The organism is Bacillus mesophilum (genome assembly GCF_008923265.1).
In the GTDB taxonomy this organism is placed as follows: domain Bacteria; phylum Bacillota; class Bacilli; order Bacillales; family Cytobacillaceae; genus Cytobacillus; species Cytobacillus mesophilum.
In genome coordinates, this window is sequence record NZ_WBOT01000004.1 from 1 (window position 1) to 14,511 (window position 14,511).

General features: G+C 42.0%; 13 protein-coding genes, 3 rRNA genes and 1 riboswitch. All 16 genes read left to right on the top strand.

Features of this window, described 5'->3' with window-relative positions:
* A 23S ribosomal RNA gene (locus tag F7732_RS13200) occupies positions 1-120 on the top strand; the annotation flags it as partial.
* Between the two features lie 198 nt (positions 121-318).
* Positions 319-435 (top strand): 5S ribosomal RNA (rrf, locus tag F7732_RS13205).
* Between the two features lie 312 nt (positions 436-747).
* A 5S ribosomal RNA gene (rrf, locus tag F7732_RS13210) occupies positions 748-862 on the top strand.
* 865 nt (positions 863-1,727) lie between these two features.
* Positions 1,728-2,252 (top strand): DUF2179 domain-containing protein, encoded by a 525-nt coding sequence (locus tag F7732_RS13215; protein WP_192913035.1) that lies wholly within the window; start codon positions 1,728-1,730, stop codon positions 2,250-2,252.
* Positions 2,249-2,446, top strand: coding sequence for an NETI motif-containing protein (locus F7732_RS13220; protein WP_151574522.1), 198 nt, complete (start codon positions 2,249-2,251; stop codon positions 2,444-2,446). The genes F7732_RS13215 and F7732_RS13220 overlap by 4 nt, the downstream gene beginning before the upstream one ends.
* A 126-nt stretch (positions 2,447-2,572) precedes the next feature.
* Positions 2,573-2,674, top strand: a riboswitch (purine riboswitch).
* A 199-nt stretch (positions 2,675-2,873) separates the two neighbouring features.
* Positions 2,874-3,362, top strand: coding sequence for a 5-(carboxyamino)imidazole ribonucleotide mutase (purE, locus tag F7732_RS13225; protein ID WP_151574523.1), 489 nt, complete (start codon positions 2,874-2,876; stop codon positions 3,360-3,362).
* Positions 3,349-4,503: a 5-(carboxyamino)imidazole ribonucleotide synthase gene (gene purK / locus F7732_RS13230; RefSeq protein WP_192913030.1), complete on the top strand. Its 1,155-nt coding sequence runs from the start codon at positions 3,349-3,351 to the stop codon at positions 4,501-4,503. The genes purE and purK overlap by 14 nt, the downstream gene beginning before the upstream one ends.
* 4 nt (positions 4,504-4,507) lie before the next feature.
* Positions 4,508-5,800 (top strand): adenylosuccinate lyase, encoded by a 1,293-nt coding sequence (gene purB, locus F7732_RS13235; protein ID WP_151574525.1) that lies wholly within the window; start codon positions 4,508-4,510, stop codon positions 5,798-5,800.
* 139 nt (positions 5,801-5,939) lie between these two features.
* Entirely contained in the window at positions 5,940-6,665 is a 726-nt protein-coding gene (purC, locus tag F7732_RS13240; protein WP_151574526.1) for a phosphoribosylaminoimidazolesuccinocarboxamide synthase, read from the top strand.
* Entirely contained in the window at positions 6,653-6,907 is a 255-nt protein-coding gene (gene purS, locus F7732_RS13245; RefSeq protein ID WP_066450378.1) for a phosphoribosylformylglycinamidine synthase subunit PurS, read from the top strand. Before purC ends, purS begins: the two co-directional genes overlap by 13 nt.
* On the top strand, positions 6,904-7,590 hold the full coding sequence (gene purQ, locus F7732_RS13250) for a phosphoribosylformylglycinamidine synthase subunit PurQ (RefSeq protein WP_151574527.1): 687 nt from the start codon (positions 6,904-6,906) through the stop codon (positions 7,588-7,590). The genes purS and purQ overlap by 4 nt, the downstream gene beginning before the upstream one ends.
* Complete coding sequence (gene purL / locus F7732_RS13255) at positions 7,574-9,790, top strand: phosphoribosylformylglycinamidine synthase subunit PurL (protein WP_151574528.1); 2,217 nt, start codon at positions 7,574-7,576, stop codon at positions 9,788-9,790. The genes purQ and purL overlap by 17 nt, the downstream gene beginning before the upstream one ends.
* Positions 9,775-11,172, top strand: a complete 1,398-nt coding sequence (gene purF / locus F7732_RS13260) for an amidophosphoribosyltransferase (RefSeq protein WP_151574529.1) — start codon at positions 9,775-9,777, stop codon at positions 11,170-11,172. Before purL ends, purF begins: the two co-directional genes overlap by 16 nt.
* A gap of 108 nt (positions 11,173-11,280) precedes the next feature.
* Positions 11,281-12,306 carry a phosphoribosylformylglycinamidine cyclo-ligase gene (gene purM / locus F7732_RS13265; protein WP_151574530.1) on the top strand — a complete coding sequence of 342 codons (1,026 nt, stop codon included), beginning with the start codon at positions 11,281-11,283 and terminating at the stop codon, positions 12,304-12,306.
* Between the two features lie 23 nt (positions 12,307-12,329).
* The gene (gene purN, locus F7732_RS13270; RefSeq protein ID WP_151574531.1) at positions 12,330-12,911 is read left to right on the top strand and encodes a phosphoribosylglycinamide formyltransferase; all 582 of its coding nucleotides are present in this window, start codon (positions 12,330-12,332) and stop codon (positions 12,909-12,911) included.
* A gap of 49 nt (positions 12,912-12,960) precedes the next feature.
* Positions 12,961-14,493 carry a bifunctional phosphoribosylaminoimidazolecarboxamide formyltransferase/IMP cyclohydrolase gene (gene purH, locus F7732_RS13275; RefSeq protein WP_151574532.1) on the top strand — a complete coding sequence of 511 codons (1,533 nt, stop codon included), beginning with the start codon at positions 12,961-12,963 and terminating at the stop codon, positions 14,491-14,493.
* The last annotated feature ends 18 nt before the right edge of the window (positions 14,494-14,511 follow it).

A 14,511-nucleotide genomic window follows, 5' to 3' on the forward strand; every position in this document is an offset into this window, starting at 1 on the left:
AGATTTCCCATAGCGTCAAGCTAGTAAGAACCCTGAAAGATGATCAGGTTGATAGGTCAGAGGTGGAAGCGTGGCGACACGTGCAGCTGACTGATACTAATCGTTCGAGGACTTAACCACAATGAAATGCGGAGGCGACTGTTCAACTTCGACAGACGTTGGAGGGCCAGTCATTCAAATCCTGTACTTTGGATTTGGAGGAATGGACCGAAACGGCCGAGAAGTTAGGAGCCGAAGCTAGACAAAACAATGGCATTACTGTTTTCTTCTTCTAACATTATCTAGTTTTGAAGGAATAATCTTTCTTCAATTAAATAGTCCGGTGGCGATAGCGAGAAGGTCACACCCGTTCCCATCCCGAACACGGAAGTTAAGCTTCTCAGCGCCAATGGTAGTTAGGGGCTGTCCCCTTGTGAGAGTAGGACGCTGCCGGGCAACATGAAAAAGCACATCTTTATGGATGTGCTTTTTTTTGTCGTTAAAATTCTAAATTGAAGACGACTGTTTAACTTCGAGAAACATGGGAGGGGCAGCGCTTGTAGTTGGAATTGGAGAAAGGGCCTAAAATGCCGCAAGGTATAAGTCTTAAGTATGTAAGTTTGCTTAATTTATCTTTTTACCAAACTGTGAGGGAAGCGAGAAGCGAACAGGTCGAGGAATCGATTGAGGAAAGGCCGGAACGTACGTAGTTGGTACGTGAGGACCTTGACGAGTGAGATGACGAAGAGATGTGAAGATTATCGATTTCCGAACGATGATAGCGAGAAGGTCATACCCGTCCCTCCCGAACACGGAAGTTAAGCTTCTCAGCGCCAATGGTAGTTAGGGGCTGTCCCCTTGTGAGAGTAGGACGTTGCCGGGCAACATGAAAAAGCACATCTTTATGGATGTGCTTTTTTTGTCGTTAAAATTCTAAATTGAAGACGACTATTTAATTTTAAGAAACTTTGGAGGGCCGGTTCTTGCTATTGGGTTTGTATGAATGGACCTAAACGCTCGAAGGTATGTTTTTAAAAATGTAGGTTCGCCAACTTATCTTTTTACCAAACCGTCAGGGAAATAAGATTCTATCTAGATTATAAAAGTGAATGGTAAGTAAGGTCATCTTTCTAAGCATTCGGTTTTTTTATTTATGATTAGATAATTAATATATTTTATTAACATGAGTGAAATGGAGCGGAGGACACTCGACTCCTGTGGGCAATAGAGGAAAGGGTGAGACCCCGCAGGAGCGCGCGACGAGAAGGCTCAGCTTGCTCCCCACGGAAAGCGAGGGTATGCAGCGCAATGGAACGCACTTGTTTTAATAACTAAAACAGATATTCGCATTTTAGAAATATTAATTTCTTTTTATCCTAGCTTCTTTTTGTTATATAAAGATTGATCATTTTACTGAAAGGTCACCAGTAATTAGGAATAATGATAGATCTTCCTAGTTTTTATCATCAACTAAAATACTGCTGTTAACCATTATTTCAACAGCAAGCCACCAAGTTTGAATCATTAAAAATAGGTTAACATAATAAAGAATACATAAATTGTCTTCGCAAAACAGATATTCTCCTGTAAAATAGGGACTTAACGAAAGACCTCATGGATACAAGCGCTATTCTGCAAAAAAAATTCAACTGAATAAAGATGGTGAATTTTATAAAATGCAGAAAATATTGATAAGAATAAGTGAATAAGAAATACAAGGAGGGCTTAAGTTGCTCGAAAACAGTCTTATGATGGTTGCCATCATTTTAGTGATTAACATTGTGTATGTTTCCTTTTTTACAATCCGTATGATATTAACGTTAAAAGGTCAGCGGTATTTAGCTGCTTTAATAAGTATGGTCGAAATTATTATTTATGTTATCGGTTTGGATTTGGTTTTAGACAATGTAGATGAAATACAAAACCTGATCGCATATGCAGTTGGATACGGGATCGGAGTAATTGTGGGCATGAAAATTGAAGAGAAGCTAGCGCTTGGCTATATCACAGTAAACGTGATCACGAAGGAATATGATCGTGATTTACCTAAGGATTTGCGTGAAAAGGGCTATGGTGTAACAAGCTGGGCTGCAAATGGGTTAGAAGGAGACCGGATGGCGCTCCAGATTTTGACACCCAGAAAATATGAATTAAAGCTTTATCAGACAATTAAAGAGCTTGATCCAAAAGCATTTATTATTGCATATGAACCAAAAACGATACATGGCGGCTTCTGGGTGAAGTCGGTTAAGAAAGGAAAACTATTTTCATGAGTAAAGGAAAACAGAAATTTGAGGTGCTGGAAAACGAAAGTATTGATGATTGCCTTGAAAGAATGAAAAAAGCAGGATATATGGCAGTTAAAAGAACGGAAAAACCTATTTTTAAAGAAGTAAAAGATGGGGGTAACATAACGTATGAACCTGCTGGTCGGCAAATTATCTTTGAAGGAATTCAAATGAACTAGTAAAACACGAACATTAATTGTCTGACTTTTTATATTGTTCGAGGTTTCCGTTGACATACTCTTTCTCTAGTTGTTAAGATAAATGTGACAGAAACAAAAAGAAAACGAATGTAATTAATTAATGATGATAAACGAATAAATAACCCTCGTATAATGTTGGGAATATGGCCCAGAAGTTTCTACCCGGTAACCGTAAATTACTGGACTATGAGGGAGAGTTAATATGACCGGCGTTTGGTGCTTCCACATTTGAATTGTCGATGGAATTATTGGCACCTCATTTATTTTAGCCTGGGCAGATAACTTTCTCTCATGAGAAGGCATCTGCCTGGGCTTTTTTTATGCAACATGAGAGTTTAGCATGTAAGAAGTGTTTGGAGATTAATAGAATGAAAAAAATAGAAAGTCACACTGCTGGAGGAGAGACATGGGAACAAGAGTAGCAGTCATTATGGGCAGTAAATCAGATTGGGAAACAATGCAGCATGCTTGCGACGTTTTAGAAGAATTGGAAATTGCTTATGAAAAGAAGGTTGTTTCCGCACATCGTACTCCAGATTTAATGTTTGAATATGCTGAAAAGGCTCGGGATAACAATATAAGGGTCATCATTGCAGGAGCGGGCGGTGCAGCACATTTGCCTGGCATGGTAGCAGCAAAAACGACTTTGCCTGTCATTGGGGTTCCTGTTCAGTCAAAGGCTTTAAATGGGTTAGATTCTTTACTTTCCATTGTACAGATGCCAGGCGGTGTTCCGGTTGCAACAGTTGCAATTGGGAAGGCAGGTGCTGTAAATGCAGGTTTACTGGCAGCGCAAATGCTTGGAGCGTTTGATGAAAAAATAGCCCAAAGATTAGAACAAAGGCGGGAAAGAATAAAGAAAGAAGTATTGGAGAGCAGTGATGAGCTTGTCTAACAAAGTAATTTTACCGGGACAAACAATTGGTATTATTGGCGGCGGACAGCTGGGGAAAATGATGGCTCTCTCGGCAAAGGCAATGGGGTATAGAGTTGCTGTTCTAGACCCTGCTGAGGATTCGCCATGCGGACAGGTAGCAGATATTACGATTATCGACGCTTATGATAGTTTTGAGGGCATCAAAGAGCTGGAAGCTGTAAGTGATGTAATCACATATGAATTTGAAAATATCAGTGCAGAAGCACTTGATTGGCTCTGCAGCCATGCGTATGTTCCACAAGGGAAAGAGCTGCTGGAAATTACTCAAAATCGTATTACGGAAAAAGCGGCCATATCAGCTTCAGGCTCTGCTGTTGCTCCATACGCAGTGATACAAACAGAAAACGACATTTATGATAATATAGAAAAGCTTGGTCTTCCGGCCGTTTTAAAGACTGCCAGAGGAGGATATGATGGTAAAGGGCAATATGTTCTAAAAGATGAAAGCGATATTGCTGAAGCAGCAAAGCTGCTTCAAAACGGTCCGTGTGTACTGGAGCAATTCATTTCTTTTCATAAAGAAATCAGCGTGATCATTTTTAGAAGTCCATCAGGAGAAAAGGCAGTTCTTCCGGTTGCTGAAAATGTCCATAAAGACAATATTCTGCATCAGACAATTGTGCCAGCAAGGATTTCAGGCAAAGCAGCTGAAAAGGCGATAATGGCTGCAGAACACCTGGCTGAGAAGTTGAATCTGACTGGTACGCTTGCCGTTGAAATGTTCTTAACGGATGAGGACGAGATATTTATTAATGAGTTGGCACCTAGGCCGCATAATTCCGGCCATTATTCGATTGAAGCATGTGAAACGTCACAATTTGAGCAGCATATTCGGGCTGTATGCAATTTGCCCCTGGGAAGCATGAGCTTATTAAAGCCAGCTGTCATGGTGAACATCCTAGGTGAGCATCAGGAGCCATTGCTTGCAAGAATCCCTGCTCTTTATAACTGGAAGGTGCATCTGTACGGCAAGAAGGAAGCTAAGTTTAAAAGAAAAATGGGACATATTACATTATTAAGAGACCATGTTGAAGAAGCGCTTGCTGAAGCGGAGCATACTGGCATCTGGTCTTGCAGTAAGGAAAGAATCGGAGGATAAAAATATGATTGAACGTTATACTCGCCCAGAAATGGGAGCCATTTGGACGGAACAAAATCGCTTCCAGGCATGGCTGGAGGTTGAAATTTTAGCATGTGAAGCATGGGCAGAGCTTGGTGACATCCCAAAGGCGGATGTTCAAAAGATTCGCGAAAATGCTTCCTTTAATATCGATCGCATTAAAGAAATCGAAGAAGAAACAAGACATGATGTTGTTGCATTTACACGTGCGGTTTCTGAAACATTGGGCGATGAAAGAAAATGGGTGCATTACGGCTTAACATCAACAGATGTAGTAGATACCGCGCTTTCATACTTAATTAAACAGGCTAATGATATTTTATTAAAAGATTTAGAACGCTTTGTGGAGATTTTGAAAAATAAAGCACAAGAGCATAAATACACAGTTATGATGGGCCGTACACATGGCGTGCATGCAGAGCCGACTACATTTGGCTTAAAGCTTGCCCTATGGCACGAAGAAATGAAAAGAAATCTAGATCGTTTCAAAGAAGCGGCAGCTGGCGTGGAGTTCGGGAAAATTTCTGGCGCTGTTGGAACATATGCCAATATCAATCCGTTTGTTGAAAGCTATGTATGTGAAAAGCTTGGAATTCAGCCAGCACCAATCTCTACACAAACTTTACAGCGTGACCGCCACGCTCATTATATGAGCAGCATTGCTTTGATCGCAACTTCCATTGAAAAGTTTGCAACAGAAGTGCGCGGTCTGCAAAAAAGTGAAACGCGCGAAGTGGAAGAGTTTTTCGCAAAAGGGCAAAAAGGCTCCTCTGCGATGCCTCATAAGCGCAACCCAATAGGTTCAGAAAATATGACAGGCTTAGCAAGAGTGATTCGCGGTTATATGATGACGGCTTATGAGAATGTTTCACTTTGGCATGAAAGGGATATTTCTCACTCTTCTGCTGAAAGAATCATTCTTCCTGATGCCACCATCGCATTAAACTATATGTTAAACCGTTTTGGCAATATCGTGAAAAACTTAACGGTATTCCCTGAAAACATGAAACGCAATATGGATCGAACTCTTGGATTAATTTATTCACAGCGTGTTCTGTTAGCATTGATTGATAAAGGCCTGCCGCGTGAAGAAGCATATGATACCGTGCAGCCGCGTGCAATGGAAGCATGGGAGAAGCAAGTGCCTTTCCGCAGTCTTATTGAAGCGGATGAGACTATTATAGCGAAACTTTCTCCAGAGGAAATTGAAGATTGTTTTGACTATAACTACCATATCAAACATGTAGATACAATATTCGACCGTTTAGGTCTGTAAAGACGATGCCGTCTAAGGTGCGATCATCTAACTGAACGCATCTTAGATAGGCAAGCTTTTGAATGATAGGTCTGAAAATTCATTTGGATCTGACTACCTGGATTATTCCTACTATTTCGTTAAAGGGGGCTCTCCTGTTATGGAAAAAGGAACACTGTTATACGAGGGCAAGGCGAAGAAAATATATAGCACTGAAGAAAAAGAAATCGTCTGGATTGAATATAAAGATTCTGCTACTGCCTACAACGGGGAGAAAAAAGCAAGCATTGCCGGCAAAGGAAGACTAAACAATGAAATTACCAGTTTACTATTTTTAAAGCTTCAAGAGCTTGGCATAGGTTCACATTTTGTGAAGCGCATTTCTCCAACAGAGCAGCTTGTGAAAAGAGTAGACATTATCCCTCTTGAAACAGTCGTTCGCAATTACTCCGCAGGAAGCTTCTCCAAGCGATTAGGAATGGAAGAAGGACTTCTGCTTTCTCGGCCAATCGTTGAATTTTATTATAAGGATGACGATCTTGGAGATCCGATTTTAACTGAGGATCATATTGAAATTTTAGCATTGGCCAGTGTTGAAGAAGTTGAGGAATTAAAGGTAAAAGCACTGCAGGTAAACAAAGTATTATCTCAATTTTTCAAAGAGTTAGGCATTGTGCTTATTGATTTTAAGCTTGAGTTTGGGAAAGATGCAGACGGAGATATTATCCTTGCAGATGAAATATCTCCAGATACTTGCAGGCTTTGGGATGAAAAGACAAAGGAAAAGCTTGATAAAGATGTCTTTAGAAGAGATTTAGGAGATTTAACAGAAGCATATGAAACTATTTTAGCCAGATTGGGAGGCCAAACAGCATGTACAAAGTAAAAGTCTTCATCACATTAAGAGAGAGTGTATTAGATCCTCAAGGCTCAGTTGTAAAGAATTCTCTGCATTCACTAAATTATAACGAAGTATCAGATGTCCGCATTGGGAAGTATATGGAGCTGACTGTGGAAAAAACGGAGCGGAATATTGAAGAAGTCGTTAAGGAAATGTGTGAGAGATTGCTTGCTAATGTTGTGATTGAAGACTATCGCTTTGAAATTGAGGAGGCTGTTGCACAGTGAAGTTTGCCGTTATTGTTTTCCCAGGGTCAAACTGCGATATCGACATGTTTCATGCCATAAAGGATGAGCTTGGTGCAGAAGCAGAGTATGTGTGGCATGATACGGAAAGTCTTGATGAGTTTGATGGTATTTTGCTGCCGGGCGGGTTCTCCTATGGTGACTACCTGCGGTCTGGAGCAATTGCACGCTTCAGCAATGTAATGAAAGAGGTTGTGAAGGCAGCAGAAGCAGGAAAGCCAATCTTAGGCGTTTGCAACGGATTCCAAGTATTATTAGAGGCTGGCCTGCTGCCGGGAGCAATGAGACGGAATGAAACACTAAAGTTCATTTGCCGCCCAGTCCAGCTAAAGGTTGAAAATCGTGAAACGATGTTTACATCTTCTTATCAAGAGCAAGAAGAAATCATGATTCCAATTGCGCATGGTGAAGGAAACTATTATTGTGACGAGCAAACATTAGCTCAGCTAAAAGAAAACAAGCAAATTGTGTTCACATACAGCGGAACAAATCCCAATGGCAGCCTGGAAGACATTGCTGGCATTGTGAATAAGAAGGGCAATGTTCTTGGAATGATGCCCCACCCAGAAAGAGCAGTAGATGAACTTTTGGGCGGAGCAGATGGTCTGAAACTTTTTCAATCGATCGTAAAAAATTGGAGGGAAGCACATGTCATTAATGCTTGAACCTAGTCCGGAAGAATTAAAACAGCAAAAGGTATATGCAGAAATGGGATTGACGGATGAAGAATTTGCGATGGTTGAAAAGATTCTCGGACGTCTGCCAAATTACACCGAAATCGGCCTCTTCTCTGTTATGTGGTCAGAGCATTGCAGCTATAAAAATAGTAAACCAGTGTTAAAAAAATTCCCTACAAGCGGTGAGAGGGTACTGCAGGGACCAGGTGAAGGTGCAGGGATTGTAGACATTGGAGATGAGCAGGCGGTTGTATTTAAAATCGAAAGCCATAACCACCCTTCTGCCATTGAACCATATCAAGGTGCAGCAACTGGTGTAGGCGGAATTATCCGTGATGTTTTCTCAATGGGTGCCAGACCGATTGCTCTATTAAACTCTCTTCGATTTGGAGAGCTTGAAACAGCTCGAGTGAAGTATTTGTTTAAAGAAGTGGTTGCTGGAATTGCCGGATATGGCAACTGTATTGGCATTCCGACTGTTGGAGGCGAAATTCAGTTCGAATCCTCTTATGAAGGAAATCCGCTTGTTAATGCGATGTGTGTTGGTCTCATTGATCATAAGGATATTAAAAAAGGGCAGGCGCATGGAGTGGGCAACACAGTTATGTATGTTGGAGCGAAGACAGGACGTGACGGCATTCATGGTGCAACTTTTGCTTCAGAGGAATTAACTGAGCAATCAGAAGAAAAACGACCTGCTGTACAGGTTGGCGATCCATTCATGGAAAAGCTTCTTCTGGAAGCTTGTTTAGAGCTGGTTCAATCAGATGCATTAGTCGGCATTCAGGACATGGGAGCGGCAGGATTAACAAGCTCATCAGCAGAAATGGCGAGCAAGGCTGGTTCAGGGATTGAAATGAACCTTGATCTTGTGCCGCAGCGTGAAAGAGGCATGACTGCTTATGAAATGATGCTATCTGAATCACAGGAGCGCATGCTCATCGTAGTAAAAAAGGGAAGAGAGCAGGAAATTGTTGATCTATTTTCAAAATATGAGCTTGAAGCTGTAGCTATTGGAACGGTAACAGATGATAAAATGCTTCGTTTGCTTCATAACGGTGAAGTTGTGGCGGATGTGCCTGCAGATGCCTTAGCAGAAGAGGCTCCTGTTTATCATAAGCCTTCTAAAGAGCCGGAATATTTCCGTGAATTTCAAGCGATGGAGAATCAAATTCCTTCAGTGGAAGACTATCGTGAGACATTAATCAATCTATTGAAGCAGCCGACAATTGCAAGCAAAGAATGGGTTTACGATCAATACGACTATATGGTGCGCACAAGCACTGTTGTTGCTCCAGGCTCAGACGCAGCGGTTGTCCGTATTCGCGGCACAGAAAAAGGCTTAGCGATGACAACAGACTGCAATTCAAGATATATGTATCTTGATCCGGAAACAGGCGGGAAAATTGCTGTTGCCGAAGCAGCACGCAATATCGTTTGCTCAGGCGGAGAACCGCTGGCAATTACCGATAACCTTAACTTTGGAAATCCCGAAAAACCAGAGATTTTCTGGCAGATCGAAAAGGCTGCCGACGGGATAAGTGAAGCATGCCGCACTTTAAATACACCGGTCATTGGCGGAAATGTTTCATTATACAACGAAACAAATGGGACTGCGATCTATCCAACGCCAGTAATTGGAATGGTTGGACTTGTGCAGGACATTAAACATACAACCACACAGCATTTCAAAGCAGCTGGAGATCTTGTCTATCTTTTAGGAGAGTCAAAGGATGAGTTTGGCGGCAGTGAATTGCAAAAGCTCACGTACGGAAAAATTTTTGGAAAAGCACCAGAGCTCCATTTAGAGACAGAAGAAAAGCATCAAAGCCAAGTATTGGGTGCTATTCGTGCTGGTTTAGTGGCATCTGCTCATGATGTTGCAGAGGGAGGACTTGCTGTAGCAGCAGCTGAAAGCTTATTCGGCACAGCAGAGCTTGGTGCAAAAATCAAGGTCACAGGAAATGAAGTATCAGCTCTTTTTGGAGAGTCTCAATCAAGATTCTTGCTTTCCGTTAAAAAGGAAAACCAAGAAGCATTTGAAGCATTAACAGATGCTGTATTGATTGGTGAAGTAACTGATGTTCCAGAATTACGACTATCTTCTGAGAACGGGCTTCTGCTGTCTGAACAAACAGCCATTCTTAAAGAAGCTTGGAAAGGGGCAATCCCATGCTTGCTGAAATAAAGGGACTAAACGAGGAATGTGGCATTTTTGGTGTTTGGGGTCACCCGGAATCAGCACAAATTACCTATTATGGCCTTCACAGTCTGCAGCATCGCGGACAGGAAGGTACAGGCATCGTTGTTACTGACGGTGCAAAGCTTAAAGGAGTAAAAGGTGAGGGACTTGTAACAGAAGTTTTTACCTCAGAAGCTATAGAGGAGCTTGATGGAAAAGCAGCTATTGGTCACGTTAGATATGCAACAGCAGGAGGCGGAGGATATGAAAATGTTCAGCCGCTTCTCTTTCACTCACAAAGCGGAAGCTTAGCATTATGCCATAATGGTAACTTGACGAATGCTACTGCTCTGAAGCATCAGCTGGAGGCCCAGGGAAGTATTTTTCAAACAAGCTCTGATACAGAGGTGCTTGCTCATTTAATCAAGCGCGGCGGCTTTTCGTCTTTTAAAGATCGTGTGAAAAATGCTCTTTCCATGGTAAAAGGCGCTTATGCTTTTCTGATCATGACTGAGACAGAAATGATGGTAGCACTTGATCCAAACGGAATGCGTCCCCTTTCACTTGGTAAGCTTGGCGATGCTTATGTCGTTGCTTCAGAAACATGTGCGTTTGATATCGTTGGAGCCGAATTTATAAGAGATGTTTTGCCGGGAGAGCTTTTGATTATCGATGATAATGGCTTCCGTTCTGAAATGTTTGCAATGGCTTCAAACATCGCGATGTGCATGATGGAATATGTTTATTTTTCCCGTCCGGACAGCAATATTAACGGAATCAACGTTCATACTGCCCGTAAAAACCTTGGCAAGCAGCTGGCCGTTGAAGTTCCAATTGAAGCGGATGTTGTCACAGGTGTTCCTGATTCAAGTATCTCAGTTGCGATTGGGTATGCAGAAGCTACAGGGATTCCATATGAAATGGGCTTAATTAAAAATAAATACGTTGGCCGTACGTTTATACAGCCGTCTCAATCACTGAGGGAACAAGGGGTGAAGATGAAGCTTTCTCCAGTTCGCGGTGTTGTAGAGGGAAAACGAGTTGTGATGGTCGATGACTCGATTGTACGCGGAACAACTAGCAGAAGAATTGTTGCCATGCTGAAGGAAGCTGGTGCTACAGAGGTTCATGTTGTCATTAGCTCTCCTCCAATTAAAAATCCTTGCTTCTACGGAATCGACACATCCACAAAGGAAGAACTGATAGCGGGCAATCATAATGTAGAAGAAATTAGAGAAATCATTGGTGCAGATACACTTACCTTCCTATCAGTAGAAGGAATGGTCAAGGCAGTCGGCAGAAAAGACGGTCAATGTCTAGCCTGCTTCACAGGACAATACCCGACTGAAATCTATCCAAGCACATTACATCCGTATGAAAAGGTATAAAGCGGCACACATTAGCCGCTTTTTTTATAAAAGAGAGAGTCGTTTTATTTACGTTAAAGTTCATTGATTTAAAGGGAAATTTGAAATTTGACAGACGAGGTGAAAAGCATGGCAAATGCTTATAAGCAAGCTGGAGTAAATATTGAAGCAGGCTATGAAGCAGTCACTCGCATGAAAAAGCATGTGGAAAGAACGGTTCGTCCAGGTGTTATGGGAGGGCTAGGCGGATTTGGCGGTATGTTTGATCTGTCTTCATTGAATTTAAAAGAGCCTGTGCTTGTTTCTGGGACAGATGGGGTAGGAACCAAGCTCATGCTTGCCTTTATGATGAATCAGCATGATACAATCGGAATTGATGCTGTCGCCATGTGTGTGAACGATATTGTCGTTCAGGGAGCCGAGCCGCTATATTTCTTAGACTATATTGCATGCGGCAAAGCAGAGCCTGAGAAGATTGAAAACATTGTAAAAGGGATTGCTGAAGGCTGTGAACAGGCAGGCTGTGCTCTTATTGGCGGAGAAACAGCTGAAATGCCTGGAATGTACAGTGAAGAAGAATATGATCTTGCTGGATTTTCTGTAGGTGCTGCTGAAAAAGCGAACTTGATTACAGGACAGAACATTCAGGCGGGCGATGTATTAATAGGATTGGCTTCAAGTGGTATTCACAGCAACGGCTATTCTCTTGTAAGAAAGCTGTTTTTTGAACAAGCCAATATGAAGCTCGAGGATTATGTTGAAGAGTTGGGCTGTACTTTAGGGGAAGAACTGCTGCGCCCAACAAAAATTTATGTAAAACCGCTTTTAGCTGCTATGAAAATGTTTGAACTAAAAGGTCTCTCGCATATTACCGGAGGCGGCTTTATTGAAAATATTCCGCGGATGCTCCCGGCAGGTTTAGGTGCTGAAATTAAGAAAGATTCAATCGAACTTCCGGCTGTCTTTAAGCTTATGCAGGAGATTGGCGGTCTTAAGCAGCAGGAAATGTATAATATTTTTAATATGGGAATTGGAATGGTTGCTGCTGTTAACAAAGAAATAGCAGTGGAGATCGTTCAGTATTTCAATGAAATGGGAGAAAAGGCAGCTGTCATTGGTGTTGTCACAGAGCAAGAAGGAATCAGCATCACGTAATGAACAATCCGTGGAGGAGAAAAATGAAAAATATTGCAGTGTTTGCTTCCGGCAGCGGAACGAACTTTCAAGCGATTATAGATGCCGTTCAGACAGGTTCTCTGGAAGCTCAGATTAATTTGTTTGTCTCTGACAAGCCAAACGCATTCAGCATTGAGAGAGCGGCCCATAATGAAATTCCAGCCTTTGTTTTTCAAGCAAAAAACTATGGCAGTAAGGAAGAATATGAAACAGAAATTCTTCATGAATTGAAAGCAAAAAACATTGACCTTATTGTATTAGCTGGGTATATGAGATTGATTGGAAACGTCCTTCTCCATGAATTTGAAGGAAAAATTATTAATATTCATCCTTCCTTGCTGCCGGCTTTTCCCGGAAAAGATGCGATTGGCCAGGCTTTGAGAGCAGGAGCGGAATTCACTGGTGTGACTGTTCATTATGTTGACGAAGGAATGGATACCGGACCGATCATCCAGCAAAGAAAAGTACCCGTCGCCAAAACCGACACAATGGAAACTCTTCAAGAAAAGATTCATAGAGTGGAACATATTCTTTATCCAGAAGTACTGCAATCATTATGTAAAGATGAACTGTCAGTGAAATAATTGAATGAACCGGTCCTACAGATGGCAAATAGACTTAGGGGGAAGACGAATGAACAAACGAGCGCTTATTAGTGTATCAGATAAAAGCGGGATTGCGGAATTTGCGAAAAGCCTGCATGAACTTGGTTTTGAAATTTTATCAACAGGCGGAACAAAAAAGGCGTTGGAGGAGCAAGGAATTCCTGTCATTAGTGTCAGTGAAGTCACTGGTTTTCCGGAAATTCTGGAAGGACGTGTAAAAACACTAAATCCAATGATACATGGCGGTCTATTAGCTAAATTTGGCGAGCCATCGCATAAAGCACAGCTGGATGAGCATGGAATCAGCCCTATTGAAGTTGTTTGCGTGAATTTGTATCCTTTTCAGCAGACGATTGCTAAGCCGGATGTAACGGTAGAGGATGCAATTGAAAATATTGATATTGGCGGACCGGCAATGCTGCGGGCATCAGCAAAAAATCATGAGTATGTAACAGTAGTTGTGGATCCTTCTGATTATGAAACAGTTTTAACACAGCTACAACAAGAAGGTTCAGTCACAAGTGAAACAAAACGAACACTTGCAGCCAAAGTTTTCCGCCACACAGCAGCGTATGATAGCATGATTGCACAGTATATGACAGATTTAACAGGTGAAGCAGCACCTGAAAAATTAACGGTAACGTATGAATTGAATCAAGGACTCCGTTATGGCGAAAACCCGCATCAGAAGGCTGCATTTTACCGAAAGCCGCTTGGTTCTGAATTTTCTATTGCCAATGCAAAGCAATTACACGGCAAGGAGCTTTCGTATAACAATATCAATGATGCAGAAGCAGCCATTCAAATCATCAAGGAATTTGCTGAACCTGCTGCAGTGGCGGTTAAGCATATGAATCCGTGCGGAGTTGGTACAGGCGATACAGTATATGCTGCCTTTTCAAAAGCATTTGAAGCTGATCCGATCTCTATTTTCGGCGGAATCATTGCGCTTAATAGAGAGGTAGATGGTGATACAGCGCAGAAGCTGCATGAAATTTTCTTAGAGATTGTGATTGCTCCTGCTTTTTCAGAAGAAGCGCTAGCGATTTTGCAAGGAAAGAAAAACATTCGTTTATTGACAATACCTTTTGCGAATGGAAATAACGAGCAAAAGTACACGTCTATTGAAGGCGGATTGCTTGTTCAGGATTTTGATGGTCATAGTCTGGAGAATGCGGAGATTTCCATTCCTACAAAGCGTGAGCCAACAGAGGAAGAATGGAATGCCTTGAAACTTGGCTGGAAAGTCGTTAAGCACGTCAAGTCCAATGCCATTGTTGTAAGCAGTGATGCAATGACTCTTGGCGTGGGAGCTGGTCAGATGAATCGTGTTGGAGCAGCAAAAATTGCACTTGAACAAGCAGGTGAGCGAGCAGAAGGAGCTGCGCTTGCATCAGACGCATTCTTCCCAATGGATGATACCGTTGAGGCGGCTGCGAAAGCTGGGATTACAGCAATCATTCAGCCGGGCGGCTCGATCAAGGATGCTGATTCGATTAAAAAAGCAGACGAATACGGCATTGCGATGGTATTCACAGGTGTAAGACATTTCAAACATTAATCACTGTGAAGGAAGGAT

Excerpts from the sequence above, each read along its gene's own strand:
- F7732_RS13215 (WP_192913035.1), top strand. The coding sequence starts at position 1,728 with ATGATGGTTGCCATCATTTTAGTGATTAACATTGTGTATGTTTCCTTT.
- F7732_RS13220 (WP_151574522.1), top strand. The coding sequence starts at position 2,249 with ATGAGTAAAGGAAAACAGAAATTTGAGGTGCTGGAAAACGAAAGTATT.
- purE (WP_151574523.1), top strand. The coding sequence starts at position 2,874 with ATGGGAACAAGAGTAGCAGTCATTATGGGCAGTAAATCAGATTGGGAA.
- purK (WP_192913030.1), top strand. The coding sequence starts at position 3,349 with ATGAGCTTGTCTAACAAAGTAATTTTACCGGGACAAACAATTGGTATT.
- purB (WP_151574525.1), top strand. The coding sequence starts at position 4,508 with ATGATTGAACGTTATACTCGCCCAGAAATGGGAGCCATTTGGACGGAA.
- purC (WP_151574526.1), top strand. The coding sequence starts at position 5,940 with ATGGAAAAAGGAACACTGTTATACGAGGGCAAGGCGAAGAAAATATAT.
- purS (WP_066450378.1), top strand. The coding sequence starts at position 6,653 with ATGTACAAAGTAAAAGTCTTCATCACATTAAGAGAGAGTGTATTAGAT.
- purL (WP_151574528.1), top strand. The coding sequence starts at position 7,574 with ATGTCATTAATGCTTGAACCTAGTCCGGAAGAATTAAAACAGCAAAAG.
- purF (WP_151574529.1), top strand. The coding sequence starts at position 9,775 with ATGCTTGCTGAAATAAAGGGACTAAACGAGGAATGTGGCATTTTTGGT.
- purM (WP_151574530.1), top strand. The coding sequence starts at position 11,281 with ATGGCAAATGCTTATAAGCAAGCTGGAGTAAATATTGAAGCAGGCTAT.
- purN (WP_151574531.1), top strand. The coding sequence starts at position 12,330 with ATGAAAAATATTGCAGTGTTTGCTTCCGGCAGCGGAACGAACTTTCAA.
- purH (WP_151574532.1), top strand. The coding sequence starts at position 12,961 with ATGAACAAACGAGCGCTTATTAGTGTATCAGATAAAAGCGGGATTGCG.